Raw genomic sequence first — 26,661 nt, 5'->3', positions numbered from 1 at the left:
TTTTAAATGTGTTGCTGCAAGGCATCCTTTTTAGTCTCAGGACTTTGTAAGTCCTTCAGTTGGCCCTTTAATCGGTACAATAAGTTTAATCGCAATTTCAAATTATCGATTAAAGCATTTATGGTCAATTCACTAGGACCTTCTTCAGTAAACTCTAAAAACAAATCTTGATAAGCTTTATCCAAAGTATCAATTTGTTCTAAATAACTATCTACCAATTCTTTGGTTTCATCGGTATAAGTCATTTTCGAGAGTTCTAAATTGATACTCGCTAAGTAATAATCCTCCACTTTTTTAAGTCCGGGAGAAATATCGCCTAAAGTCTTCGTTTCAACAGGTTTGGTATGCGCAACTTGAACAGGCACCGTATTTTCTGCACCATTGAAAAACTTAAAAAGGCCAAAAGTCAACCCCAAGAGCACCGCTATACTCGCCGCTATTTTAAGTCCTAAAAACCTATTCGGTTTAGGTTGCTGCGGCAAGGCTTTGTCTAGCTTTTCTAGAAACCTGACTTGATGATTTTCAGGCATTCGTTCATTACTAACTACTTGATCTTTAAACAGGTCTTTAATATCTCGCGCCATTTTTTTTAAGTTTTAATAATTCTTGTAACTTCACTTTCCCTCTTGACAATTGTGTTCTAGAGGCTACCTGAGAGATGCCCAATATTTCGGAAATCTCCTGATGGTCGTAGCCTTCTACTAAAAAAAGCATCACAACATATTGATATTTGTCTGGTAATTTTTCTATGGCTGTTTTTACATCAGATAATGTAATCGCCTCGTCAACCAACCATTTGCTGTCTTTTTCGGTATCGACGACTTTGAGGTGCACCTCATCTAAAGCCACAAAATCGGCTTTTCTAGCTTTAATGAAATCGATACTTTTATTAACAACAATACGTTTTAACCAAGCCCCAAAAGTCACTTCTGCATTGTATTGATGAAGTTTTGTAAAGGCATTTATAAATGCTTCTTGTACAACATCTTCGGCATCGGCAGCATCTTTTAAAAACCGTTTAGCTACAATATACATACCATCGCAGTATTGGTTGTACAACTGCATTTGAGCCTTGCGGTTATTTTTTTTGCACTGTTCAATAATATCAATATGAAACATGCTAATGCGACTTTGTTTATTGGTTAGTTCATATTAAAGACGATAAAAAATGGGGAGTGTTGCAAAAACTATTTACTTTTTTTGCCGATTTATAACAAAGCTAAATAAATCTGCGTTTGCATTTTAGTAGTCATCCCAATTAATTTATCTTTATACCCTAAAAGTCTATCTATGAACACCTTTTTAAAACGTATCCTAATTCTCTTATCTGTAGTGGCTTTAGGATTATTTTTATATTCTGTTTTTGTTGAAAATATTTTCGCGCCACGTTTAAGTCCGAAAGACACCGTGGAGTTTAAATTAAACGATTTAGAATTAGAAGTTTTTTATAATAGACCTTTTAAAAAGAACCGTGAAATTTTTGGAGCCTTGGTTCCTTACAATCAGGTTTGGCGTACGGGAGCAAACGAAGCGACCACTTTTGAAACCAATGAAAACCTTGAAATTAACGGTATGCCATTACCCCCTGGGAAATACACGCTGTGGACGGTACCTAAAGACTCTACTTGGACCGTAATATTCAATTCTAAACAATACAAATGGGGTGTTAATGCTGAAATGCAACCTATGTGGGATCCTAATTACGATGTGATCACTACCGAAGTTCCGGTTCAAAAATTAGATAATACCGTAGAACAATTTACTATCGCTTTTGATAATTCTACCGACAACCTCTTTTTAACCATGGCCTGGGATGATGTAAAAATCGCCTTGCCATTGAAATAGAGTATTCTTCCCATAGAAAAAAATGTTACTTTTAGACAAACTATTGGCGTGTCTAAACCTAAAAAAACATCCATTCAAGAAAATGAAGGGGTTTCAATTTCTGAAATCACCAACCCTGAGGCCATAGAGCGCTTTAAATCTAGACGTAACAAAACCATTGATGTTGATGATTTAATTTCGAGTCTTCTCAACAAAAACATATCAGCCCTTAGTCGCGGCATTACTATCGTTGAAAGCGAACACCCAAAACATACAGCACAAGCAAGTGCTATTATAAAGGCCTGTTTGCCCAAGGCTAATAAATCCATCCGTATTGGTATTACTGGCGTTCCTGGCGTAGGGAAAAGCACGTTCATTGAAGCTTTTGGTCATTACTTAAGTCAGCTTGGCAAACGCGTTGCCGTACTCGCTATAGACCCCAGCAGCAGCATTACTAAAGGCAGTATTTTAGGAGATAAAACCCGTATGGAGGATTTAGTAAAAAATGAAAATGTTTTTATTAGACCGTCTGCTTCGGGTAATTCTTTAGGTGGTGTGGCAAGAAAAACGCGCGAATCTATTATTTTGTGTGAAGCCGCTGGTTTTGATGTGGTTATTATTGAAACCGTAGGTGTTGGACAAAGTGAAACTACCGTGCATAGTATGGTCGATTTCTTTTTATTACTGAAACTTCCAGGGGCTGGTGATGAGTTACAAGGCATAAAACGAGGCATCATTGAAATGGCCGATGCCATAGCCATTAATAAAGCCGATGGTGACAACCTCAAAAAAGCTAAAGTAGCGCAAACTGACTTTAAAAATGCGCTACACCTCTACCCCAATAGTAAATCGGAATGGCAACCCCAAGTTAGTCTTTGTAGTGCTTTGAATAAAGAGGGTATTGATGCGATTTGGCAACAGATTTTAGACTATGTTCAAATCACTTCAGCTAACAATTACTTTAACGAAAAGCGCCAAGAACAAAATAAGTATTGGCTCATTCAGACGATTGAATCCCAATTAAAATCAGATTTCTTTAATAAACCAGAAATAAAAGCGGCATTGAACGAACAAATACAACTTCTAGATCTTAATAAAACCACGCCTTTTGCAGCTGCAGAATATCTTTTGAAACTAAAGCATTAATCTCTAGCATAGCGCTTGAGTAACAACTGCGCAATTAAATAGAACAAAGTACCTCCAAAAACCCCAAAGGTTAATCCGCATAACAAGTCTAAAGGATAATGCACGCCAACATAAATTCTACTATAAGCTACAATTAAACTCCAAACTATTAGAATACCCATCAAATATTTGTAATAAGGTTTTAACATTAATCCTGCAAAAATAGCAGCTGCCATAGAGTTTGAGGCATGGCCAGAGAAAAATCCGTATTTACCACAGCGCACGGCTATAAAACGCACCTGATCGGCAATACTAGGTTCTCCACAAGGACGTAAACGCTGGAAACCACGCTTAAACACATTGGTTATTTGATCGGTAAAAGTGATCATTAAAGCAATAACAACAACGAGAATTAATAACGATTTCAACCCCAGTTTTTTATAAATTAAATACAATAAAATGGCATAAAGCGGAACAAAGGTAAGTTCGTCTGTAATGAGTAACCAGAGCTGATCCCAGGTTTCAGACCCTAAATTGTTTAGATATAAAAAAAGCTCGGTGTCGTACTTTAATAATTCGTCAATCGTCATAAAAAGTTATTCTTCGTATTTAGCGACTTCACTATCATAAAAATCGGTGGCCAACTTAATGGCTAACTCGGTTTCACTGGCCAATTCTTTTTGGTCTTCAGCATCAAAATCTTCAAACCATTCCACCTCATCATTTTCAAGATTTATAATGAAACGCGGAAATTCGGTATGAATAACATAGATCGCATCAGGAAATTCGGTATTATCACCTAGAATAAATTTTGGAAGACTCATTTTTTATGATTTGTTGTTTGACAAAATTAACCTTTTCGTTAAATAATTAAACCTTATATACAATAAAATCGCAGCGGTGGTTAATCCGGCTAGAAGTCCTATCCAAATACCAAAACTCCCATAAGCCTCTTCTTTACCTAAAAACCAACTTATAGGAAATCCTACCAACCAATAGGAAATAAAAGTTATTACCGTTGGGATTTTCACATCCTGTAACCCACGTAAAGCTCCCAATACAAGCACTTGAATACTGTCGCTAATTTGAAATATGGCTGCTGCAATTAATAATTTGGAAGCAATACCAACCACCTCTTTATTATCCGCTAGGTTTTTAGCATCGTCAAAATCGACATATATTCTAGGCAGATACTCATGAAATACAGAGAAAAACAAAGCAAATAAAACCGCCAACAAGGTACCCATTAAAAATAATGAAAAGGCAATGCGACGAAGTTCAAAATAGGCTTTAAGTCCTTTTTGATTTCCAACACGAATCATAGCTGCTACACTCAAACCTGTAGCCACCATAAAGGTCATCGAACTTAAGTTTAAAGCAATTTGATTGGCTGCCTGCGGGTTTTTCCCTAGCAATCCGCTTAACCAAATAGCTGCCGTAAAAATAGCTACTTCAAAAAACATTTGCATAGCACTAGGAGAACCTAGATGCAGCAACTTTTTAATCATCAATTTATCTAGTACAAAAAACTTGATATTTGTAACAAAAGCTTTCGATTTTTCTTTCCCTTTAAGTAAGTACCAAATGTACCAAACCATGAGAATTCGAGACACTAAAGTCCCGTAAGCCGCTCCAACTATACCGAATTCTGGAAAGCCAAACTTTCCAAAAATTAAGACGTAATTCAATACAATATTAATCACATTACCCACTAAAGTGGCATACATGGGGTATCGCGTCATAGACATTCCATCGCTAAATTGTTTAAAGCCTTGAAATATCACCAAGGGAATTAAAGACACGGCCACCAAATCCAGATATGGAATGGCCAGCTCGACCACCTCAACAGGTTGCTTCATGAGGTACATGAGTGGTTTAGCGAAATAAACGATAAAAAACAAGATGACACCAATTACCGTACATAAAAACAAGCCATTTTTAAAGGCCGATTTCCCTTGTTTGAAATTATTAGCGGCATCCGATTCTGCAACCACAGGCGTTATTGCTGTTGAAAATCCGATACCTAAAGACATGGCAATAAACATAAAACTATTCCCCAAAGAAACAGCTGCTAATTCGGCTGTACCTAATTGCCCAACCATGATATTATCTACAAAACTCACAAAGGTATGACCAAGCATCCCCAACATCACTGGCGCGGCAAGTTGCCAATTGTATTTAAACTCTTTGGTGTACTGTGATAAATTCATGCTGCAAAAGTAGTCCTATTTTATGGTAAAAAAGTGACCCTAAAACAAAAAAAATACCGAGAGCTTTCACCCTCGATATTTTCATCCTCACCTTAAAAAGATTCTATTAAAATCTCCGAAATAAAATATTAATCACGATTAACAATTAATGTTTTTGAAAAAGTTGTTTGATTTCCTACAACATGAATTAAATACACTCCAGAAGGAATATGACTAATGTTTATGGTTCCACTAGCTTCTAGCTTCCCTATAAATCTACCTGTGAAGTCGTAAAGTGAAATTTTTTCGTTCCCCTTTAGGTTTGTAATATTTAACACATCTGAGGCTGGGTTCGGGTAAAAACTAATTCCAGTACTCTGAACCTCATCAACTGAAAGGTGTCCGCCACAAGGCATATTAGCGGCATAATCACTAGGCACTTTGATAAGTTCAATTTTATCTAAATTCCATTGCCACACATCTACCCCTGTTGCTGTCACTTTAAAAGTTTGGGTTCCGGCATTTACCTGTAGTGGAGCACATGCAATATGTGTTCCTGGGGTCGTCCATTCACCTGTAGATTCAAAAGTATCCGTAGAAAAATCGGTACCATTTATAGTTCCAGTAATTTCAGTATTACTTCCTGGAGTTGCATAATGGTAGGTCACTTGATAAAATCCTGATTCAGGAATATTAACCTGGTACTCTGCCCAATCTCCTGTGTTTCCGTAATCAATCCATTCTCCATTGACTCTAAACCCGAATCCTGGACCTCCCCAAGAGCTATCATCTTCTGTACCGCTAGTAGAGGTTAAATCTTCAGCTTCAATAATTAAACTGCTGCTAGGATCAACAAAAGTAATGACACTTGAATCTTGTAAACCACCATCCACGGCCGTAGCAGTAATCGTTGCTGTACCACTTGTAATGGCTGTAACTAATCCGTTAGCATCAACAGTAGCAATATTAGCATTTGAAGTCGTCCAATTAACCGTTTTATTACTCGCATCTGCAGGTAAAACTTTGGCTGATAATTGAATAGCATCCGATGTAACCGCATAAGCAGAACTTGGAGAAACCGTTACACTCGTAATTGTTGTAGGCTGATTAATCGTTATGTCATTATCACAAGTCGATATGATTGTGGTACCATTTGTCAATTCCGCACGTAATTTATAGCCCGAACCTGGTGCTGGTGCATTTGCTAAGGTGAAAGATACAGGAACCGTTTCTAAGCCTTGAGCATTTAAATTTATGGTGTTACTCGCTAAAACATCGGTACCTTTAACTAGCGCAATATAAAACTCACGAGCTCCATCCATATTAACGTTTGCCGTAAAGTCGATATTAGTAGTCGCATCAAAATCAGTAGGCAACGCATCACAGAAAATCGTCTCTTGTCCAGCAATACCAACGGTAACAACAATGTCATCTTTAATAGTAGTTCCTTTTACAGTAGCTGTAATTGTTGCTGTTTCACCTACTTTTTTACCAATAATGGTTCCGTTAGAAACAATTTCCACAACACTATCATCGGAAGTAGTCCATTCTACTTCTGGTGCCACCGTAGGTGTCGGTGTAAATTCTATATTCAAATCGGTATTTGTATAATGCGCTACGGTTAGGGCATCACCTTCAATTATTGAAATAGCTGTTACAGATGAGGCTTGATAAGGAATAGCATTAATAGTGATGGTAGCAGCAATCGAGTTATCAGCCGTACTTGTAGCAGTAATTACTGTGCTTCCTGAATCGGCAACTGCTGTAACAACCCCATTTTCATCTACAGTAGCCACGGCTTCGTTAGAAGAGGTCCAAGTTAAACCTTTATCTGAAGCATCTTCAGGCGTAAAAATAGGTGCTAATCCTAGAGTTTCACCATTCATAACATCTTCAGAAGCTGAACTAAAAGCAAGCCCAGTAATTGTAGATCCGCCATTTGTTCTACCCGGATCGGTAGTCATATCGAAAACCTGAATCATTAAAGTTGTAAACTCCGCTGCTTGATATCTTTCAAAAGTTACCGTGTTATTGCCATCTTGAAGATACTCAATTGGACATTCTAATTCTAAAACACCAAACCATGCGCCTTTAAAGTTTCCTAATCCATATCCACGTGTATTGGCAATAAAATTATCGGCTTGTACAATAACGTCATTTCCGTTTACGGTAAGTTTTTTAATTTTCATTCCAGGATTTCCATCATTAGGATTTGGGAAAAAACCACCAACTCTAATTATGGCTTCGCCATGTGTTGGTTTTACCACACCAGAAACCGTTGCTGTTATACTTGGAGTTGACGCTGTATGACACAATTGCGTACCACGATCGTTTTTAGCATTTCCAGCTAATGGAGCACTCATATACTTTGTTTCTTCCGATTCTTGATCGATAACCACATTGTTTGCAAACGTATAATCTAAAACAATAGTAGAGTTTGGTTTTAGTGTCACTTGAGCAGGTGCCGCAGTCATATTGGCAACCGTATATTGCGTGTAACCCGTATCACCTTTGAAAATATGACGTAACTCTACGTTTTCAATATTATTACCCGCTAAACCAAACGTGTTTAAGTTTATCGACTTATTATCATCTATGGCGTTATTCAAAATAACATAAACGTGTTTGCCGTTTACATAGGCATCTACCTGCACATCAATATCGCTCGCTTTAGTATCAATACGTGTACCTTCAACATCTTTCCATAATTCAAAAAAGTGAATAATACCAGACCATTCCCATCCACCAGTAGGTTCGTTCATAGTCCAAGTACTAGAGTCTCCCGTCCATGATCCTTTAGGCTCCATAAGTGTTGCTCCATCATAACGCACCACATTATTACCTTCAAAGTGTGCACCCCAAACAGCTTTTACGGGCGCAAAAGGCATACTATAAACCACATGAGAAGGACGCTCTAAAAATTGCATCATCATTTGGTTAAAAGGTTTAATGTATAGCCAGTCACGTTTTCCATCTCGCCATGCTGGTTTGTTAATCATACCTGAGTTAACAGTACCAAATTCAGACATTATAATATCCTTTTTTTGTCCAAATAATTCATTGTCATACCACTCCATAAGATCTAGCATAGCTTCTACATGACCTCCAGAACGTGTATTGGCTTTGTCTCTTTGTGGATCTTCCTGAGGCCAATCGTATAAATGTACGCCATAAAAATCCATATCAGCTCCCGTATAATCAATAAAGCCTTGGTACATATAATCCCATTGCCACCAATCATTGGTTCTATTTTCCCAAGCTTTTGGCCAAACTGCTTTACCTACCCCAGGATTTGGTATACCGCTTCCAACACCCGATAGCATGTTGTCGTACAACAAATTAGCCTCTGCGCTAGAGTTATCGTACCAAAATTGACCATCGGTTCTACTTGGAATACCATCTTGTTTGTAAAAATCGAGTTGCCCTAAACACATACCTCCAATTTTAGGGGCATTAGCACCTAATTTTGAACGGACTTCCTGAGCGACAAGTTTGTGATATTCCCAGTTTTTCTCCATACTGGAAACAATCATACCAAATGATGGATTCATGTAATTCATATCGGGCTCATTGTATATTTCCCAATAAGTTGGTAGCTTTTCACCAATTTGTCCAGGAGTTTGGGCGTAATAATTTGCCAAATATTTAGCTACCCAGTCTGCCGCAGCATCGGTATCTTTTACAAACCAGCCGCCTGCACCTTTTCCAAAACCGGGATGCCATGATAAATTAGGATACATAGGAGTGTGATCATTAACCCCCATAATCATATGAGATTTACCTTCGTATTGATGACGATCGGCAAAGTCTTCAGATTCATACCATTGTTTTAAACCATTTCCATGTACAGCCATCTGCTCCTCATTCGCCCAACCTGGTTTATTAGGGTCTTCTTCTACATAGTGCATTTTCCAGGTTGCAGAACCTGTTTCGCGACCAAAGTAAACGTCTAGGTCATTAATTAAGTAGTTTAGTTTGTCTTCATGACCTGTCCAGTCACCTTCGGGTAAAGAAGAGTGAATCGTCATACGACGTTCACGTCCGAATCGCGATTCTCCGTCAACGGAGTGTTTCATGTTAAGGTTGACATCGACATCAACCTGTGCAAATAGGCTCATTCCAATTAAGGTAAAAGTTGAGGCTAGTGCACTTTTTCTAGTAAAAAGTTGCATAAATAGTTCTGGGTTTTAGTTTTAGTTATTGTTGGTTTTATTATCGAATACAAAAATTAACACATCTTTAATTAGTAATTCATTAGTATTACATGTGAATTATTAAAATATTCGTAATTGGATAGATGCAATATATAAACACAGTTACTTGAAGAAACAAAACTGAACTAAAAACCAACTAGACATAAACTAAACAACCTCATAAACCACCTAAAATCAATAACTTACAAGCTATTCAGCTATAGTTAAATCATGATAATTGAGTAAAAATCTAGAAAATAGGGTGTAAAAACTGTGTTGTATAAGGTAAACAAAACCTTAATTTGAAAGAAAAAACACCTAAACAGTAAATCTCATGACATATTACATAGCATTTTCATAACTATATTTAGGAATTATATCAAAGAAAATGAGCCTATTAGATAACTAAAACCGAGGTTAGCATAACAAACTTCGCAAAGTATTTCATCCCACTTATAAATTATGAAAATGGCAACCGTAATTCATTTAGGAAGCTTAACTAATTTTGACTAAAAAAGATTAGGCAGTCCTTTTTTTGCCAATTCATATTCGGCTATAATGTTAGCGACTATTTCAGAAACAGGCTTGACATCATGAATAAGTCCAGAAATTTGTCCGATTTCCAATTCGCCCTCAACTAGGTCTCCTTCGAACATGCCTTTTTTAGCACGCCCTCTTCCGAGTAAAGCTTTCAAGTCTTCAGCAGATGGAGACAATCTATATAAATCTTGAACCTGATTATAAAATTGATTTTTAATGAGTCTCACTGGAGCCAATTCTTTCAATGTTAATTGTGTATCGCCTTCCTTGGCTTCAACAACCGCTTGTTTAAAGGCCTTATGGGCTGAACTTTCTTCACTTGCCACAAAACGACTCCCTATTTGCACGCCATCGGCACCTAAAATCATAGTAGCCAACATAGCGCTTCCTGTAGCAATACCACCTGCGGCAATTAATGGAATGTTTAATTGTTCTTTAACCATAGGAATTAGGGTTAGTGTGGTAGTTTCATCCCTTCCGTTGTGGCCACCAGCTTCAAAACCTTCGGCAACAACAGCATCAACGCCCGCTTCTTGGGCTTTAAGCGCAAATTTCACGCTACTAACTACATGTACCACTGTAATGCCACGTTCTTGTAACCAGGCAGTCCATGTTTTAGGATTACCAGCCGAAGTAAAAACAATTTTCACACCTTCATCAACAATAATATTCATAATATCTTGAATATTCGGATAAAGCATCGGTACGTTCACCCCAAAAGGTTTGTTAGTGGCCTTTTTACATTTCTGGATGTGCTCGCGAAGCACTTCTGGATACATAGATCCTGCCCCAAGCAATCCTAAAATGCCAGAATTACTAGCCGCTGAAGCTAAGCGCCAACCGCTATTCCATACCATTCCTGCTTGTACGATTGGATATTTTATATTGAATAATTGTGTAACCCGATTCGTCATAGTTTTTAACTTAAGCAATAACACCAGAACCTACAAGTTCATCCTCTAAATACCAAGCCACAAACTGCCCTTCGGTAATGGCTGACTGAAAGTTTTCAAAAGACACGTATAGCCCAGTCTCCACCTTATGAAGTGTTGCGTTTTCAAGGGCTTGTCGGTAACGGATTCTAGCTTTAACAGCAAGCGTCTCACCTATTTGTAAAGCCAAATCTTCACGCACCCAATGCAATTCATCGTTGCTAACAAACAAAGCTTTTTTGTATAAGCCCGGATGTTCCTTCCCTTGTCCGGTATAAATCACATTTTCTTCAACATCGGTATCAATAACAAAAAGTGGTTCTACGGTACCACCTACGCCTAATCCTTTACGTTGGCCTTTTGTAAAATAATGAGCACCTTGATGCTTGCCTACGATTTTACCTAGGTCTATTTTATATTCGATTTTACGCGATAAGAAGGCTAATTTTTCCTCCTCAGAATTAAAATCTGGTGTATCAACCTGATATAAACTTTGATCACTCGGGATTTCAACAATAACACCTTCTTTAGGTTTAAGCTGTTGCTGAAGAAAATCTGGGAGCTTTACTTTTCCAATAAAACAAAGGCCTTGAGAATCTTTTTTATCGGCAGTAACCAGGTCTAACTTTGTCGCAATTTCACGCACCTGAGGCTTGGTTAATTCGCCTATGGGGAAAAGTGATTTCGCTAATTGTTCTTGAGAGAGCTGACATAAAAAGTAAGACTGATCTTTATTCCCATCCACTCCTGCTAATAATTGGTAAATATCCTTGCCGTCTTTTTGAATGGTTCCCTTTCTGCAATAATGCCCTGTAGCCACATAATCGGCTCCTAAATCGAGGGCTATTTTCATAAAAACGTCAAACTTAATTTCACGATTACATAGCACATCGGGATTTGGTGTTCTACCTCTTTCATATTCATGAAACATATAGTCTACAATGCGTTCCTTGTATTGTTCGCTTAAATCGACCGTTTGAAACGGAATACCTAATTTTTCAGCAACTAACATCGCATCATTACTATCGTCTAACCAAGGACATTCATTAGAAATCGTTACCGAATCGTCGTGCCAGTTTTTCATAAACAAACCAATAACCTCATAACCTTGCTCCTTTAATAAGTAAGCGGCAACACTAGAATCTACACCTCCTGAAAGTCCAATAATAACTCGTTTCATTCTTAGAAAAAATTAGGGCACAAAGATACATATAATTACAAGATGTTTTTCACTTAGACTTTATACCAAAATAAAGACATCCTTCTAACTTGTTAGTACGCCGTATAGTCAAAAAGCTAGAGATAAAATACTGCTTATTAATTTGAAGTAAAAAATGTAATTCATTTAACTTACATAGCAGGATCTACTTTTATTAAAGAATATTCTCTATCAAGTTAAGTTTCTTCAAATTCTGAATTAAAATAACCCTAATAAGCCTCCCTGTTTCTTTTACACTAATTTCAATATAGTTTTGACATTAAATTTTAAAAATAAAAAACGAGCATATAAAGTCATGCCCGTTTTAAATCTTTAATATGTTTTACACTGATTGTTTACTACAATAATCGACATCGTCAAAGCACTTACAATTACCGTATCAGAAACGAGCTATATGGTTAAACTTATTTCAATTTTTTAAGTGGATGTCGATGTGTATTAAATACAGAATAAATGAAAATCGTGTCTTTAATTTTTCGTAGATAATTACGTATGGAAATCGCTTTAATGGTAGTTCTCGAAATACAGGTTTTCTTTTTATAGGAAAATCAACATATCCACTTTTTAATGTTTCAAAATAACCTCCTAGATAATTATAAAACTCCTCGCCTAAACCTACTTGTTTGGATTCGTACCAATCAATAGCATCATAAATTTCAATTTCAGCATCTGGCTCAATTATTAATTCAAAAGCCATATTTCTTTTTAATCCCACTTTTTACATCATCCCAACTTTTACCTTTGGTTTCCCCCCCTAGCTGCTTTCTTCTGCTGTCCTCAACAATTTTATAATGTTCTTCCGAAACTAATGATGGAGAATCTATGAAATTCATAGCATCGAAGATACCATCCAACGCTATTAACTTGGAATCATCTTTAATGATTCGGTTAAATCGTTCTATCAAACTATTTCTTAAATCTATCGCTGCCATAATAACAAATATACGAAATTACTCAAATTATATTCTAACACGCCTTTACTTCGTGTATTAGCGGGAGCCCCCTTTACTTACAAGATGTTTTCTACTAGAACTTACACCAAACATAACAAACACCGATTATTTTTAACGTTTTAACAAAAAAATTAGTACAAACTTTGTAAATCCATAAAATTATTAATATATTTATAGAAGATCAGTAGGAAAAATTAAACTACCTAATTGAATTTAATTCATTTATTAGTAGGAAAATAAAACATTTTTCATTACATTTAGAATGCTGATTTGAATTATACGTTCTAATTACAAAAATGAAACACAAAAAAACGCTCCTAAAAAATTAAGGAAGTGTTTATAAAAATATCTCAATAGATAAGAAACACCATCTATTGAAAAAGAAAAGTTAGTTTAGTTAGTTTTGGTTTGTTAGTTTGTAGACAATATTTCAATCTTTCCTTCCTCGAATAGTTGTCTATAAAAAAAGAGCTCCTTAAGTCTAAGGAGTTTTTTTTGTGCGTTTAGGAACATAGGAAAAATTCTTTTCATCAGTCAGTTTTCCATTTTTATAGAACTTCCAAATCCCTTCTTTTTTACCTCTTTTAAAAATACCTTCCGACACTAATTGGCCTTTAGTATCATAAGATTTGTATGGTCCATGGAGTTCACCATTTTCATAATGACTTTCAGATAGGACAACACCTCTTTCAGTATACGAATAGGCCTTACCTTCTAATTTCCCATTAACATAATTCTTTCTTTCTGCAACTTTTCCATTAGGGAAATACACTAAACGCTCCCCTATTAATTCCCCAGTACTATCATAAGTTTCTAAGGTTAGAATTTTATCGGAATGTTTCTGATAGTATTTCCAAGTTCCAATATGCGCCTTACCGTTCATTTGGCCTTCACTGATCACCTTGCCGTTAGAAGTCAAAAACTTGACATCAGCTATACCTGTTTTTTCATCAAACAATTTAGTTGCACTTAAAACCGCCTTATTTTTATAATTTGTATAAAACTTAAATAAACCAGTCTCTTTCCCATGATTAAACGCGCCTTCATACCTTAATATGTTCGTGTTCTCGAAATTCTTCTTCCAAATACCATGGCGTTTACCATCGGCATCGAACTGATTAATCTCTTGCGCCCACATAAAACTGCTCACGAAAAATACGAAGTATACACTAAATATCTTTTTCATTTTTATCTTTTTTATCGCTTTCGCGGAATTACAATTGCAAATATTTAAACTCTTACAATAATCATTCAACACATACATAAAACGTCGTATTGTTAACTTTCTTGTACAAAAAAGGCTTTCTATAAAGTTGTATATTTCCAGAAATCAAACTTAGCTTATCATATTTTCAAAGGATCAAAATCCATCTGTTTTAATATGATGTGCCTAATAGAATCGGAACAACCTTTAGAGAGCCTCTTTAAGTTATTGATATATTATTTACGTTTTTGCTGCGCCTTTTGTTGCTGCTCAGCTTGCTCCATCATTTCCGCCATTTTCTTTTGGAAACGATTTTGTTTTTTAGGTTTCTTTTTATTCTCTTGAATTTGAGCATGAATTTTATCCTCATCCAAAATAAAGTTCTTAATCACTAAAATGATTCCGATACTAATAAGGTTTGAAATAAAGTAATACAAACTTAAACCAGAAGCATAGTTATTAAAGAAAAACAACATCATTATAGGTGAGAAATACATCATGTATTTCATCATTTTAGCCATATCAGGCATACCCTCTTGTTGAGGCTGCGATTGCATATTTTGACCTGTAGTTAATCGCATATAGAAGAAAATAGCAATAGAAGCTAAAATTGGAAATAAACTCACATGACTTCCATAAAACGGAATGTTAAACGGTAACTCTGCAATCGTATCATACGATGATAAATCATCTACCCAAAGGAATGACTTTTGTCTTAAATCGAATGCCGAAGGGAAAAATTGGAACAAAGCATAAAACACAGGCAATTGTACTAAAGCCGGCAAACAACCAGCCATCGGACTAGCGCCTGCCTTGGTTTGTAAAGCCATAGTTTCTTGTTGCGCCTTCATTTTGTTATTCTTGTACTTTTCACGGATTTCATCCAATTCAGGTTTTAAAATCTTCATTTTGGCCTGAGACAAGAATTGTTTGTATTGTACGAAAGACAATAATATTTTTACCATAATCGTCATCACAACAATAGCAATTCCGTAAGGCATAAATCCGCCAAGGAAACTAAATAATGGCATGAAAATATAACGGTTAATCCAACCAAAGATTCCCCAACCAAAAGGTACAAGCTCATCAAGGTTTCTATCGTATGCATTTAATACATCAAAATCGTTTGGACCAAAATACCAATCCATTGATTCGTTAATCTCGCCACCTTGTAACGCTAAAGGCATTTTAGCAGCAAATGCTTTTGTATAAACCGTATCAATGGTTTCGTCGTCTACTAAGTTTTCCGATTTAATATTCGCCGTTTTGAAAGCTTTATCAGTTAACAATACAGAAGAAAAGAAATGCTGTTTAAAGCCTATCCAAGTAACATCATCTAAATCTTTATCGGCATCTCTGGCACCTGTATAATTATCTTTTCCGTCTTCGTATTCGTAATGAATATCAGTATATCTATTTTCATAAGAAATACTTTTAGCATGACGATACCCCTTAAGTTTCCAATCTAAATTAATCTGTGATGCACTATTGATAACATCACCTAATCCTTGAGATCGCACGGCGAAATCAATCATATAGTCACCCTCTTTAATCTCGTAACGGTATTCTAAAAATTTAGATTCCGATACCTTAAGTTTCATAGAAACGACAGTAACATCGCCATTTTTAGTCACTTCTGGAATAAATGGTAAGTCTTGAGTGTTTAAAATTCGGCTATCGGTAGTTCCAAAATTAATATTGAATGAAGCATTTTTATCTTGGATAAGATAAATAGGAATCGAATCGTAATTTACAAACTCTTTTAGTTGTACTTCAGACAGATATCCGCCTTTACTGCTAAATTTAAGTTTAAATAAATCACTTTCAACAACGGTTTCGCCGCCTTTAGATTGGATTGCAGAATAAGCAAAAGCACCTAATTTATTTTTTAATTCAATTTGTTTTAAGGAATCAATGCCTGAACCTGTATTATAATCTGCCGCCGTGGTTACTGCGGTTTCTTGATCTGCATTTGCTTTTTGTTCGGCTGCAATTTGCTCTTGTTTGGCTTTTTCTTGTGCTTCAAGTTCTTCAGGTGTTGGCTGGTTTTGCCACAGCATGTAGGCTAAAATTCCGAAAATAAGTACAAATCCTATAATCGAATTAAGGTCTAATTTTTTTTCTTCCATATTTAAATTGCTGTCATTTTAGTGAATCAATCTTTTTGAGAACGCTTTCGTTTTTAAAAATGACAAAGTATTTGTTTTAAACTCTTATTGGTTGAGCAATAAACTCACCAAATTTATTTTTTTGCCATACTGGCACTTTTTTTCCCTCTACTATTGGTTAATGCCGCTTTTACAAAAGCTACAAATAATGGGTGCGGATTGGCAACCGTACTTTTATATTCTGGGTGGTATTGCACACCAACAAACCAAGGGTGTTTTGGAATTTCTACTATTTCTACTAAACCAGTATCTGGGTTTAATCCAGTAGCTATCATACCTGCAGCCTCCATTTGCTCCTTGTAACTACTATTAAACTCGTAACGGTGTCTGTGACGTTCGGTAATGTTTTCAGATTTATAGATATCGCGTACCGCTGAACCTAATTTTAATTCACAAGCCCAAGCTCCTAAACGCATGGTTCCACCTTTATCGGTAATGGTTTTTTGGTCTTCCATTAAATCGATCACCGCGTTCTCGGTATTGGTATTCATCTCTGAAGATGCAGCATCTTTAATACCTAGAACATTTCTAGCAAATTCGATAACGGCCATTTGCATTCCTAAACAAATTCCTAAAAATGGCACATTGTTTTCTCTAACATATTGCACGGCATCAATTTTACCATCAATACCACGCTCACCAAAACCTGGTGCTACCAAAACACCATCTAAGTGTCCTAGTTTTAATTTGGCGTTATCTTTATTAATATATTCTGAATGAACAGATTCTACATTCACTTTAACTTCATTCTCAGCTCCTGAGTGAATAAAGGCTTCTAAAATAGATTTATAAGAATCTTGCAACTCAACGTATTTACCAATTAATCCGATAGTAATTTCAGATTTCGGATTTTTATGACGGTGTACAAACTGGTTCCATCTATCAATATCTGGAACATCACTTTTAAGCGCTAATTTTTCAAGAACCACTTTATCCAAACCTTCTTCTAACATCAAGTTTGGTACATCATATATAGTTGAAGCATCAATAGATTGAATAACCGCATTCTCCTTAACATTACAGAATAAGGCCAATTTACGACGTAAGTCTTTTGGTAAATTGTGCTCTGTTCTACACACTAAAATATCGGCTTGTACTCCACTTTCCATCAATGTTTTAACACTGTGCTGAGTAGGCTTCGTTTTTAATTCACCCGCTGCAGATAAAAATGGCACTAACGTTAAGTGAATAACAATACCGTTATTTTCACCTAAATCCCAACGTAACTGACGTACAGCTTCGATGTATGGTAAAGACTCGATATCACCTACAGTACCTCCAATTTCAGTAATTACGATATCATAATCGCCAGAATTACCTAAAATTTGAATACGTTCTTTAATTTCATCTGTAATATGTGGAACAACCTGAACTGTTTTTCCTAAAAACTCGCCGCGACGTTCTTTTTCGATTACACTTTGGTAAATTCTACCAGTGGTCACGTTATTTGCCTGACTGGTTGCACGGTTTAAAAAACGCTCATAATGCCCTAAGTCTAAATCGGTTTCTGCACCATCTTCAGTCACATAACATTCGCCATGCTCGTAAGGGTTTAACGTTCCTGGATCAACGTTGATATACGGGTCTAATTTTTGAATAGTAACTCGGTAACCTTGAGCTTGTAACAATTTAGCAAGAGATGCTGCTATAATTCCTTTTCCTAAAGAAGATGTAACTCCACCGGTTACAAAGATGTATTTTGTAGTACTTGTCATGTTGCGCTTTTAAACGCAGGCAAATTTACGAAATTTTAATAGTTATTTGAGCGGTAATAACAAACATTATTTAAACACCCTAATTCACAACTCAAAACACTACATATCAACACCTTGAAAACAAACAGAATCACATAAATTTGATCCTGCTTTTATAAGAAAAAAACACAGTGATTAATTTGCACTAAAATTCTTTCTAAAAAATAACAAGTCACAAACTGAAATGCTTTGAAATTTTGAAACTATAACTTTTTCGCAACTAAAATAGTATGTGTTTCTGAAGTTGTGTCGGAGGTTTTAAAGGGAAGGTTTATAGTTTCTAAAACACTAAATCCGTTATCCAGTAATTGTGTTTTTATAGTTTGTAAACGGTGGTAGTAAAAAAATACTCTGCCGGCATTGCCCGATTTATATTTAGAATCTTTAGGGTCTCCTTCTACAAAACTTAAATATAAAACCCCTTCGTTATGCAGCAAAGTACTTGCATTAGAAATTAATGCATGGCATTCGTCTTCGGAAAGATATGGCACACAAAAACCACAAATAATACCGTGATATTTGTCTGTAAACTCACCAATTAATCGAATATCCATGGTTTTAAATTTAGCCGTAGGATTGTTCTTTTCTGCCAAAGCAATCATATTGGGAGCAATATCGACACCTAAAATCTCACAAGTGGGATGTTTTTTTAAAAGGTACTGCGTTATATTTCCAGGACCACAAGCAACATCCATTATTTTTGCTTTTGAATTGGCAAGTAGCGCACAAAAATAATCGTAAGAAGCATTATAGAGTTCTTCTTTCATAAACTTAGCTTCATACAATTGGGCAATTTTATCCCATGTAGCAAAAGTTTCGTTATTCGCATTCATTGTTTTTACTTCTTTTTATCTTCAAAAACATAAGTGTAAAACCACATGATAGTAAAGGTTGGAATAATATCTGTCCCCGGTAAAACTTCCTCAACAAAAGAAACCACCCCAGCGATTTTTCCTGGTTTCCCTTTGTACATTTTAGTCATTATCCACCCAGAAATTGGTGCCCAAACAACATCTATGAATTCGCCGACACCAGGAAAAAAATAGGAGACACATCCAATAAGGTCCAGTACAATACTGAGTACTAATTTTTTGTATTTATTCATTGTAGCATTTTAGGTAAAACTCTTTCAAGAAACAGACCAAAATTATTTTCCTACCAGTTTTAAAAACTCGTTTCTAGTTTCGTTTTTTTCAAACTGACCACGAAACCCTGAAGTTGTCGTTACCGAGTTTTGTTTTTGTACCCCACGCATCATCATGCACATGTGCGAAGCTTCAATAACTACAGCGACGCCTTGAGGTTTAAGCGTATCGTTAATACAATCTAAAATTTGCTTGGTTAAACGCTCTTGAACTTGTAAACGTCTAGCAAAAACATCAACAACGCGAGGTAATTTACTTAAACCAACAATATGTCCGTTTGGAATGTATGCAATATGCGCCTTTCCAAAAAAAGGTAATATATGATGCTCGCAAAGGGAGTATAACTCGATATCTTTAACAATAACCATTTCGTTATAAGACTCTTCAAACATCGCCCCCTTTAAAATTTCAACAGGATCTTGATCGTAACCTTGAGTTAAAAACTGCATGGCTTTTGCCGCACGTTCGGGAGTTTTTACTAAACCTTCGCGCTGGGTATCTTCCCCTAAATCTTCTATAATATTTTTATATTGATTGGTAATTCCATCGGTGATTTCATCACTATATTCTTCAAAACTTTTATATGGCATAAAATGGTTGTTATTTGTTAAGCTTTATTTTTAATTGAACATATAAACCATGGACTTACTTAGAAAATATCCAAAGAGGCAAATCGTAGACAGTACAATAATAATAGTCAACAATTGCTTCATTGATCTATTTGTATCTTTTCTTAAGGCAATTATTCCAAGAATTACTATTATTCCATTAAAAATAGGTAAAATAATTTCCATAATTAGATTTTTATGTTTCTCATTATTGTTTAATTATCGAACTTCGAGTGCTAGAATAGCTATTCAATAAAAATATACTTAAAAGTAGATATGACAAAAAAAAGAAACTTAATTGTTCATAACGCTTTAAAGTAGTAAATTCACCCCTGTTATTTACTATAGATGATTCAAGCAAAAAACATTCATAAATTTTACGGTGATTTACAAGTTTTAAAAGGTGTCGATATTCATATTAAAAAAGGGGAAGTCGTATCCATTGTAGGGGCTTCTGGTGCTGGAAAAACGACTTTATTACAAATTTTAGGGACTTTAGACAAAGCTTCGTCAAGAACTCCCTACGAATTGATAATCAATAAGACGAAGATAAACAGCCTTAAAGATAAAGCCTTAGCCAAATTTAGAAATGAACACATCGGATTTATTTTCCAGTTTCATCAATTACTTCCTGAATTTACAGCCTTAGAAAATGTTTGTTTACCTGCGTTTATTAAAGGCACCAATAAAGCTGAAGCTGAAAAACGCGGTAAAGAGCTACTTGATTTCTTAGGACTATCACACCGCTACGACCATAAGCCTAACGAACTTTCGGGAGGTGAACAACAACGTGTTGCGGTAGCACGAGCTTTAATTAATAGTCCAGCTTTAATTTTTGCCGATGAACCTTCTGGCAACTTAGATAGTGAATCGGCCGAAAACCTTCACAATTTGTTTTTTAAATTGCGTGATGAATTTGGTCAAACCTTTGTTATTGTAACGCATAATGAAGATTTAGCCAATATGGCCGACAGAAAATTAAGCATGGTTGATGGTAAAATAATTTCTTAATTTTTTGTTTTTTTAAGAAGCGCTTCCATATCATTCCCTTCCTTAATTATGTTGTAGTTCATTTTTTCCATTGATGAAAAAACGAACCAAAAAAATCTAGGCTTACGAACCTTTATCTAAATTTTACGTTCGACACCTAAATTTCAGGAACTCGCAACAATAGTTAGAGGTAACTTTTAAAATTCGCTTAGCTCAAACAGCCTGAAATTTTACGGTGTTTTCACTTCAAATTTCACGATAAATTTTCGATAGGCCATAAAACCGTTTTGACTAAGTAGCCTAAAACCAAAATTAAACTTGAATTTCCACCAAATATAAACACTAGGCTTTTTTCTTAAAAACCATTTTAGATACTAAGGCTGAGACACCTATAATCGGTCCAATAGCCAGTATAACGAAAAGATAATTTAAGGGTACAAAAGTCATCAAATAATTAAAAAGCATAATACTAATTATAGTCAAACTATAGCCCAAACAATTTACAATGGTAAGCGCTGTACCTTTAAACTCAGGGCTCACAGTGTTAGCTACCAAAGTTGAAAATAGTGGCGAATCGGCAATAACCACCATACCCCAGAATACAGCAAAAGCTACAAAAACAACTTCCGACTTTATTTCAAAAAACAAAGGCGATACCAAACAACAAATGCAAGAAAGCACTAATGCCGAAGTAGCGACATGTATGGTTTTAAATTTTTGGGATAAATATCCAGCTATCACGCAAGCCATTCCGCCTAGAGCGATAATACTAAAACTTAATAATGGGATATTAAAACTTGTACCTGGATGCATTTTAACATAAGTGGTAAGCAGCAAAGGTATAAACGCCCAAAAAGCATAAAGCTCCCACATGTGTCCGAAATACCCAAAAGCTGCCGAACGGAAATCGGGACTTTTAAATATTTTAAATATCGCAGATAGGTCTATCGCTTTCGCGGATTTTCTAAAAGGTCCATCTGGAACAAAAACGAAAATTAAAATCCCGCCTGAAACCGCAATAGCCGATGTAATGTACACCACATACTCCCACGGAAAAAGCCCACTGAAGCCTTTCAATAAATGAGGAAATGCCGTTCCTAATACTAGAGCGCCCACTAGAAACCCTAAGGATTTCCCAAGGCCTTTTTGGTAATAATCGGCGGCTATTTTCATGCCCACAGGATAAATTCCGGCCAAAAAGAAGCCCGTTAAAAAACGCAACAACATTAAACTGTAAATAGTCTGGTTAGGCAAAACAACCAATGCATTAAAAAAAGCACCTGATAAAGCACAGACGAAAAACACTTTTGAAGGCGAAAAACGATCGGTAATAGTAAAAAAGGCGAACAAAAAAGTGCCTATGATAAAACCAAATTGAACCGCTGATGTTAATAACCCTAAAGCCGAAGTCTCTAGTTTAAAGGTGATAATTAAGTCATTAATAACACCATTTCCCGCAAACCACAAGGAAGTGCAGCAAAATTGAGAAAAGACGATAATGGGTAAAATGCGCTTAGAAAGATCCAAATTAATTAAAAATATAAGTCACGAATTTAGGGTTTATTATTAAATAAATATTTTTTTAAAATTACGATCTGTTATAATATTGAAAATGAATTCATCACAACTATGTCGAGCCAACTAAATTCTAGCAATCACATTGGAAAGATTATAAAAAAAGAAACCCCGAAGCCAGAGCTTCGGGGCATTTTATAAGATTAAAACTTAATTGTAAGTAATTATTGTTCTAAAGGATATGTAATACCTAAAATGGTTATGGTTTTAGCAGAATAATCTAAAATAACATTATCAAACACTCCAACATCAAGTCTAAGAACACCTGCTTTTACTGCTCTTGGCAATAACACAAAATGTAAAGACTCTTCAACCGCTAGCTCATATGCGATACCATTTGAACTTTCACCAGATTGTGTACCACCTAACAAGTATTCGTCATCCCAAATATTTAATGGCGTATCAGCTCCAGAAATCCATGTTCTATAAGAATCCTCACTATATAAAATAGCTGCACCGTTGTTATCAGTAATTTTACCGTTTTCAATGGTAACACTATATTTTAAATTTCCATCTTCATCTTCACCTAAATTTTCAACAACTTGAGTCCCTTCTACTTTGTAGGCGTTGTGATAAAACCCATCAAAAGTTGCCGTATGCGTGGTTCCTTCTTCACCGTACCAGCCTGTTGAAACAATAGTTACAATACCTTTTCTAGTAATACCATCACGACCTAAAGTTCCGTCTTGAAAATCAACAGTAATAGTTTTAGGAAATGTGGTTAAATCCATAGGTGTCACCGTAATTTCAGGGCTATTTTTAGTACCTTCAAGTTTTGCTGAAGAAGATCCTTCTGCTTGCAAAATGGCATCACCATTATTATTTCCAATATCTTGGAATATCTGATTAACCAAAGCGTACTCTTGAATAGCTTCAATAGTTTCTGTAGGCTTTACAGCTTCATTAACAGCATCTTTTGCATCATCACATGCTATAAATAAAAGTGCTAAAACTGGAATGATTAATTTTTTCATAATGTCTGTGTTTACTTTATTCGTTTCAAAAATAACGTTATTTGATAGAATTTTAGTTCAAAACTAAGGCTGAAATATGACTTTTTATAGATAAAATTACATTTCATCGATGATTTACATCTTTTTATCTGTGATTTTAATAGTTCTTAAGATTTAAACCTTCAGTTGATTAACTTAATAATTGGTATTTTTATATCTTAAAACTAAATCAAACTTTTATATTGAATACCACAGAATTAAAAGAGTTCCTAGACAGCAAAGTATTGGAATATAACAATCCGAAGTTTATAGATAGTGATCCCATACAAATACCTCATCGATTTTCATTAAAAGAAGATATTGAAATTGCTTCTTTTCTGGCTGCCACTATCGCTTGGGGTAATCGGAAAATGATTATTAAAAACGCCGATAAAATCATGCAACTACTCGGTAATTCGCCATATGATTTTGTAATGAATCACAAGACGCATCACCTCGATGCCTTTGATGGTTTTGTACACCGTACATTTAATGCCGAAGACCTAAAATACTTCATTAGCTCCCTAAAAAACATTTATTTAAATCATGGGGGTTTAGAAAAAGTATTTATGAGTCATGCCTCAGAACATAGTATGCAGCCTGCCATTCACGAATTTAAAAAGACTTTCTTTTCCATAAATCATCCTTCACGAACATTAAAACATGTTGGCGATCCCAACAAAGGATCGGCAGCAAAACGTCTGAACATGATGTTACGATGGCTTGTAAGAAATGACCATGCTGGCGTCGATTTTGGTATTTGGACTTCCATTTCCGCATCTAAATTATCTTGTCCGCTAGATGTTCATTCGGGAAATGTGGCCAGAAAGTTAGGGCTTCTTAAGAGAAAACAAAACGACTCCAAAGCGTTAACCGAATTAGACACTGCTTTAAGAAAACTAGACCCTAAAGACCCCGTAAAATATGACTTTGCGCTTTTTGGATTGGGTGTTTTTGAAGGGTTTTAGTTAATTGTTTATAGTTGGCAACAATCCCCATAGAACCCCAAAAACTCCTCAGTACGTAAGTTAACGTAAAATTGAGTAAATTGAAGCAGAAAGTTTTAATAATTATGAAAAAACCGGATATTTATAAACCACTGATTTTTAGAAACATAATTTTACGTTAGTCAGAATTAAAACAAAAAACCAATAATATGAAAAACAACACTGGCGAAAAAAAAACTATCAAAAAGCAACCTTAGAGACCAAACTTTTGGTCGTTGACCAAATTCTTAGCGGGCAGATTTCCAATAACCAAGCTTCTAAAAAACATGATGTTCCTAGAACAACCATATCCTATTGGTTGAGAAAATACAGTACCTTAGTACAACAAAATAAAGGTATGAGTAAAAACGATGAGATTAAAAAATTAAAAGAAAAGATTGAAGAACTTGAGTTCGTAAAAGACTTTCAGCAAGATATTATCGCTGATATGGAACTCAATACAGACGTCGATATGTCAAAAAAGTCCTTGCCCAAAACATTAGCAAAAGAGATAGAGCGAAAGAAGAAAAACCGTATAAAAGAAAATGGCTATATGGGTGTTTAGGGATTAGTAAACAAGCCTTCTACAAACGGCTCAAAACCCAACAAAAACAACAAATAGACCATCAGAAAATAATCAAAATGGTCAAGGACTACCGTATAAAAATAGGCTCAAAAACTGGAAGGAATTAAGTTGTACTCTGAACTAAAACAGGACTTCATAGAGGCTGATATTAAGATTGGTAGGGATAAGTTTTACCGAATCTTAAGACTCAATAATCTTTTAGTTCCTAAATCTAAAAACTACATTTCTACTACAGACTCAAACCATATGTACAAAAAATATAAAAACCTTGTAAAAAACCACGTCCCACTCGGCCTGAACAACTTTGGGTATGCGACATAACATATATTAAAACTGAAAACGGACATAATTACCTCGCTATAGTAACAGACGCTTATTCTAAACAAATTATGGGCTATAAACTAGACAACCCTATGAGAACATCGCTTTGCACTGATGCACTCGCTATGGCCATTAAAAATAGAAAATACCCTAAGAAAAAGCTCATTCATCACTCTGACAGAGGTTTCCAGTACTGTAACCCTAAATACACGAAGTTCGCTGAAGACAATGGAATTAAAATGAGTAAGACTCAACAGTATGATCCGCATGAAAATACCGTGGCTGAACGCATTAACAGAACACTTAAATATGAATATGGTTTAAAACAAACCATTAAAAACACTGAACTGGCTCAAAAAATGATGGATCAGGCTGTATATATCTATAACAACCTAAGAACGCATTTTAGCCTGGACCATAGAAAACCAGCAGAAGTTCATTTAAATCCTAACATTAAATACAAATCCTATCGGAAAAATAATGTAAATTTACTTGAATTAACGATTTAAGAACAGACCTAGTTCAGTATAATGCAATAAAAAACTAGATGAACCAATTCTTAGCTTTAATCTTCTTGCGCCTCGAAACAGGCAATTCAAAACCACTTTTTAGAATAAATGCATCATTTCTTAATTCCATGATATGATGTTTGTTGACAAGATAAGAACGATGGCATCTAAAAAAACCTTTATCCTCAAGGATGTCTTCAAAGTAAGCCAGGTTTTTAGAAGAGAGTTCTTTATAGCCATTCACTAAATAAATGTAACTGTAGTTACCTTCCCCTTCAATATGGGTGATTTGCTTTAAAGCAAATCGCAAGGTTCCTTGTTGGGTAGGAAGCACTAATTTTTGTTCTTCGACAGATTTAGATTCAATATTCAGCAATGCATTTTTAATGGCAATACTATTATCATTAGACTTTAAAAGTCGGTTTAATGACTCCTCCAATTCGTTCTCCTTGATAGGTTTTACTAAATAATCTAAAGCATTAAATCGAAAGGCCTTAATGGCATAATCGCTATGCGCAGTAGTGAAAATAGTTTGAAAATTAATTCCCTCCAATTGACCTAGCATCTCAAAACCGGTCATATCCGGTAATTCAACATCCAAAAATACCACTTGAGGTTGTCTTTCAGTGATCATTGAAATGGCTTCATTTCCTGTAGAAGAAACTCCCACAACGGAAATAATGTCACGGTGGTGTTCTAGCATATCCGCAAGTACAGTAGCCATAAACCTATCGTCTTCAACTATTAATGCCTTTAATGGTTTCATATCTATTATGTGCAAGATAAATAATAATAATTATCTACCGTTAGATAATTTAAAATACCATTAAATAAGTCAATAACATCAA

The 26,661-nt window shown here is 35.4% G+C and carries 24 protein-coding genes and 1 pseudogene; 6 read left to right on the top strand and 19 right to left on the bottom strand.

Annotated elements, in window-relative coordinates:
- Positions 1-2 precede the first annotated feature (2 nt).
- Together A6I66_RS03870 and A6I66_RS03865 are read right to left on the bottom strand one after the other, a co-directional pair.
- Positions 3-584: a hypothetical protein gene (locus A6I66_RS03870; protein ID WP_067145804.1), complete on the bottom strand. Its 582-nt coding sequence runs from the start codon at positions 582-584 to the stop codon at positions 3-5.
- Positions 568-1,119: an RNA polymerase sigma factor gene (locus A6I66_RS03865; protein ID WP_067145802.1), complete on the bottom strand. Its 552-nt coding sequence runs from the start codon at positions 1,117-1,119 to the stop codon at positions 568-570. Before A6I66_RS03865 ends, A6I66_RS03870 begins: the two co-directional genes overlap by 17 nt.
- Before the next feature lie 171 nt (positions 1,120-1,290).
- Here A6I66_RS03865 and A6I66_RS03860 point away from each other — a divergent pair, with 171 nt between their 5' ends.
- Both A6I66_RS03860 and meaB read left to right on the top strand, forming a co-directional pair.
- Positions 1,291-1,845, top strand: a complete 555-nt coding sequence (locus tag A6I66_RS03860; protein WP_067145800.1) for a DUF2911 domain-containing protein — start codon at positions 1,291-1,293, stop codon at positions 1,843-1,845.
- A 42-nt stretch (positions 1,846-1,887) separates the two neighbouring features.
- A complete protein-coding gene (gene meaB / locus A6I66_RS03855) occupies positions 1,888-2,970 on the top strand; it encodes a methylmalonyl Co-A mutase-associated GTPase MeaB (protein WP_394331372.1) in 1,083 nt (360 codons plus the stop codon).
- Here meaB and A6I66_RS03850 read toward each other — a convergent pair.
- The 14 genes from A6I66_RS03850 to folE form a co-directional block, all read right to left on the bottom strand.
- Positions 2,967-3,539: a phosphatase PAP2 family protein gene (locus tag A6I66_RS03850; RefSeq protein ID WP_067145796.1), complete on the bottom strand. Its 573-nt coding sequence runs from the start codon at positions 3,537-3,539 to the stop codon at positions 2,967-2,969. The two genes, meaB and A6I66_RS03850, sit on opposite strands and share 4 nt — an antisense overlap.
- A gap of 6 nt (positions 3,540-3,545) precedes the next feature.
- Positions 3,546-3,773 carry a hypothetical protein gene (locus tag A6I66_RS03845; protein ID WP_067145794.1) on the bottom strand — a complete coding sequence of 76 codons (228 nt, stop codon included), beginning with the start codon at positions 3,771-3,773 and terminating at the stop codon, positions 3,546-3,548.
- 3 nt (positions 3,774-3,776) lie between these two features.
- On the bottom strand, positions 3,777-5,159 hold the full coding sequence (locus A6I66_RS03840; RefSeq protein WP_067145792.1) for an MATE family efflux transporter: 1,383 nt from the start codon (positions 5,157-5,159) through the stop codon (positions 3,777-3,779).
- A gap of 128 nt (positions 5,160-5,287) precedes the next feature.
- Positions 5,288-9,310: an Ig-like domain-containing protein gene (locus A6I66_RS03835; RefSeq protein ID WP_084399447.1), complete on the bottom strand. Its 4,023-nt coding sequence runs from the start codon at positions 9,308-9,310 to the stop codon at positions 5,288-5,290.
- A 530-nt stretch (positions 9,311-9,840) separates the two neighbouring features.
- Positions 9,841-10,785 carry an NAD(P)H-dependent flavin oxidoreductase gene (locus A6I66_RS03830; protein WP_067146526.1) on the bottom strand — a complete coding sequence of 315 codons (945 nt, stop codon included), beginning with the start codon at positions 10,783-10,785 and terminating at the stop codon, positions 9,841-9,843.
- A gap of 10 nt (positions 10,786-10,795) precedes the next feature.
- Entirely contained in the window at positions 10,796-11,983 is a 1,188-nt protein-coding gene (gene mnmA / locus A6I66_RS03825) for a tRNA 2-thiouridine(34) synthase MnmA (RefSeq protein WP_067145787.1), read from the bottom strand.
- Positions 11,984-12,431: 448 nt separating this feature from the next.
- Positions 12,432-12,719 carry a hypothetical protein gene (locus A6I66_RS03820; protein WP_084399445.1) on the bottom strand — a complete coding sequence of 96 codons (288 nt, stop codon included), beginning with the start codon at positions 12,717-12,719 and terminating at the stop codon, positions 12,432-12,434.
- Positions 12,709-12,954 carry a hypothetical protein gene (locus A6I66_RS03815; RefSeq protein WP_067145786.1) on the bottom strand — a complete coding sequence of 82 codons (246 nt, stop codon included), beginning with the start codon at positions 12,952-12,954 and terminating at the stop codon, positions 12,709-12,711. Before A6I66_RS03815 ends, A6I66_RS03820 begins: the two co-directional genes overlap by 11 nt.
- 502 nt (positions 12,955-13,456) lie before the next feature.
- Positions 13,457-14,161, bottom strand: a complete 705-nt coding sequence (locus A6I66_RS03810) for a toxin-antitoxin system YwqK family antitoxin (RefSeq protein ID WP_067146524.1) — start codon at positions 14,159-14,161, stop codon at positions 13,457-13,459.
- Between the two features lie 254 nt (positions 14,162-14,415).
- Positions 14,416-16,308 carry a membrane protein insertase YidC gene (yidC, locus tag A6I66_RS03805; protein WP_067145783.1) on the bottom strand — a complete coding sequence of 631 codons (1,893 nt, stop codon included), beginning with the start codon at positions 16,306-16,308 and terminating at the stop codon, positions 14,416-14,418.
- A 113-nt stretch (positions 16,309-16,421) separates the two neighbouring features.
- Complete coding sequence (locus A6I66_RS03800) at positions 16,422-18,062, bottom strand: CTP synthase (RefSeq protein ID WP_067145781.1); 1,641 nt, start codon at positions 18,060-18,062, stop codon at positions 16,422-16,424.
- Positions 18,063-18,304: 242 nt separating this feature from the next.
- Positions 18,305-18,934, bottom strand: a complete 630-nt coding sequence (locus A6I66_RS03795) for a class I SAM-dependent DNA methyltransferase (RefSeq protein WP_067145779.1) — start codon at positions 18,932-18,934, stop codon at positions 18,305-18,307.
- A 5-nt stretch (positions 18,935-18,939) separates the two neighbouring features.
- On the bottom strand, positions 18,940-19,206 hold the full coding sequence (locus tag A6I66_RS03790; protein ID WP_067145777.1) for a hypothetical protein: 267 nt from the start codon (positions 19,204-19,206) through the stop codon (positions 18,940-18,942).
- A gap of 42 nt (positions 19,207-19,248) precedes the next feature.
- Complete coding sequence (folE, locus tag A6I66_RS03785) at positions 19,249-19,836, bottom strand: GTP cyclohydrolase I FolE (protein ID WP_067145775.1); 588 nt, start codon at positions 19,834-19,836, stop codon at positions 19,249-19,251.
- Positions 19,837-20,202: 366 nt separating this feature from the next.
- Here folE and A6I66_RS03780 point away from each other — a divergent pair, with 366 nt between their 5' ends.
- Positions 20,203-20,865, top strand: coding sequence for an ABC transporter ATP-binding protein (locus A6I66_RS03780; RefSeq protein ID WP_067145773.1), 663 nt, complete (start codon positions 20,203-20,205; stop codon positions 20,863-20,865).
- 321 nt (positions 20,866-21,186) lie between these two features.
- Here A6I66_RS03780 and A6I66_RS03775 read toward each other — a convergent pair whose 3' ends face one another.
- Complete coding sequence (locus A6I66_RS03775) at positions 21,187-22,371, bottom strand: MFS transporter (protein WP_067145771.1); 1,185 nt, start codon at positions 22,369-22,371, stop codon at positions 21,187-21,189.
- A gap of 212 nt (positions 22,372-22,583) precedes the next feature.
- Positions 22,584-23,393, bottom strand: a complete 810-nt coding sequence (locus tag A6I66_RS03770; RefSeq protein ID WP_067145767.1) for a hypothetical protein — start codon at positions 23,391-23,393, stop codon at positions 22,584-22,586.
- Between the two features lie 221 nt (positions 23,394-23,614).
- Between A6I66_RS03770 and A6I66_RS03765 the strand changes: the two genes are divergently transcribed.
- The 3 genes and pseudogenes from A6I66_RS03765 to A6I66_RS16430 form a co-directional block, all read left to right on the top strand.
- Entirely contained in the window at positions 23,615-24,379 is a 765-nt protein-coding gene (locus A6I66_RS03765; protein WP_067145765.1) for a TIGR02757 family protein, read from the top strand.
- A 247-nt stretch (positions 24,380-24,626) separates the two neighbouring features.
- Positions 24,627-24,962, top strand: coding sequence for a helix-turn-helix domain-containing protein (locus tag A6I66_RS03760; RefSeq protein WP_211267535.1), 336 nt, complete (start codon positions 24,627-24,629; stop codon positions 24,960-24,962).
- A gap of 314 nt (positions 24,963-25,276) precedes the next feature.
- Positions 25,277-25,813: pseudogene (locus A6I66_RS16430) on the top strand (IS3 family transposase); the annotation flags it as partial.
- Positions 25,814-25,847: 34 nt separating this feature from the next.
- Here A6I66_RS16430 and A6I66_RS03750 read toward each other — a convergent pair.
- Positions 25,848-26,579 carry a LytR/AlgR family response regulator transcription factor gene (locus A6I66_RS03750; RefSeq protein ID WP_067145763.1) on the bottom strand — a complete coding sequence of 244 codons (732 nt, stop codon included), beginning with the start codon at positions 26,577-26,579 and terminating at the stop codon, positions 25,848-25,850.
- Positions 26,580-26,661 lie beyond the last annotated feature (82 nt).

Origin of the sequence: Pseudotamlana agarivorans, assembly GCF_001642835.1 — a bacterium.
In the GTDB taxonomy this organism is placed as follows: Bacteria; Bacteroidota; Bacteroidia; order Flavobacteriales; family Flavobacteriaceae; genus Pseudotamlana; species Pseudotamlana agarivorans.
The sequence above is the reverse complement of the archived record's forward strand: the minus strand, read 5'-3'. Positions and strand labels throughout refer to the sequence as shown.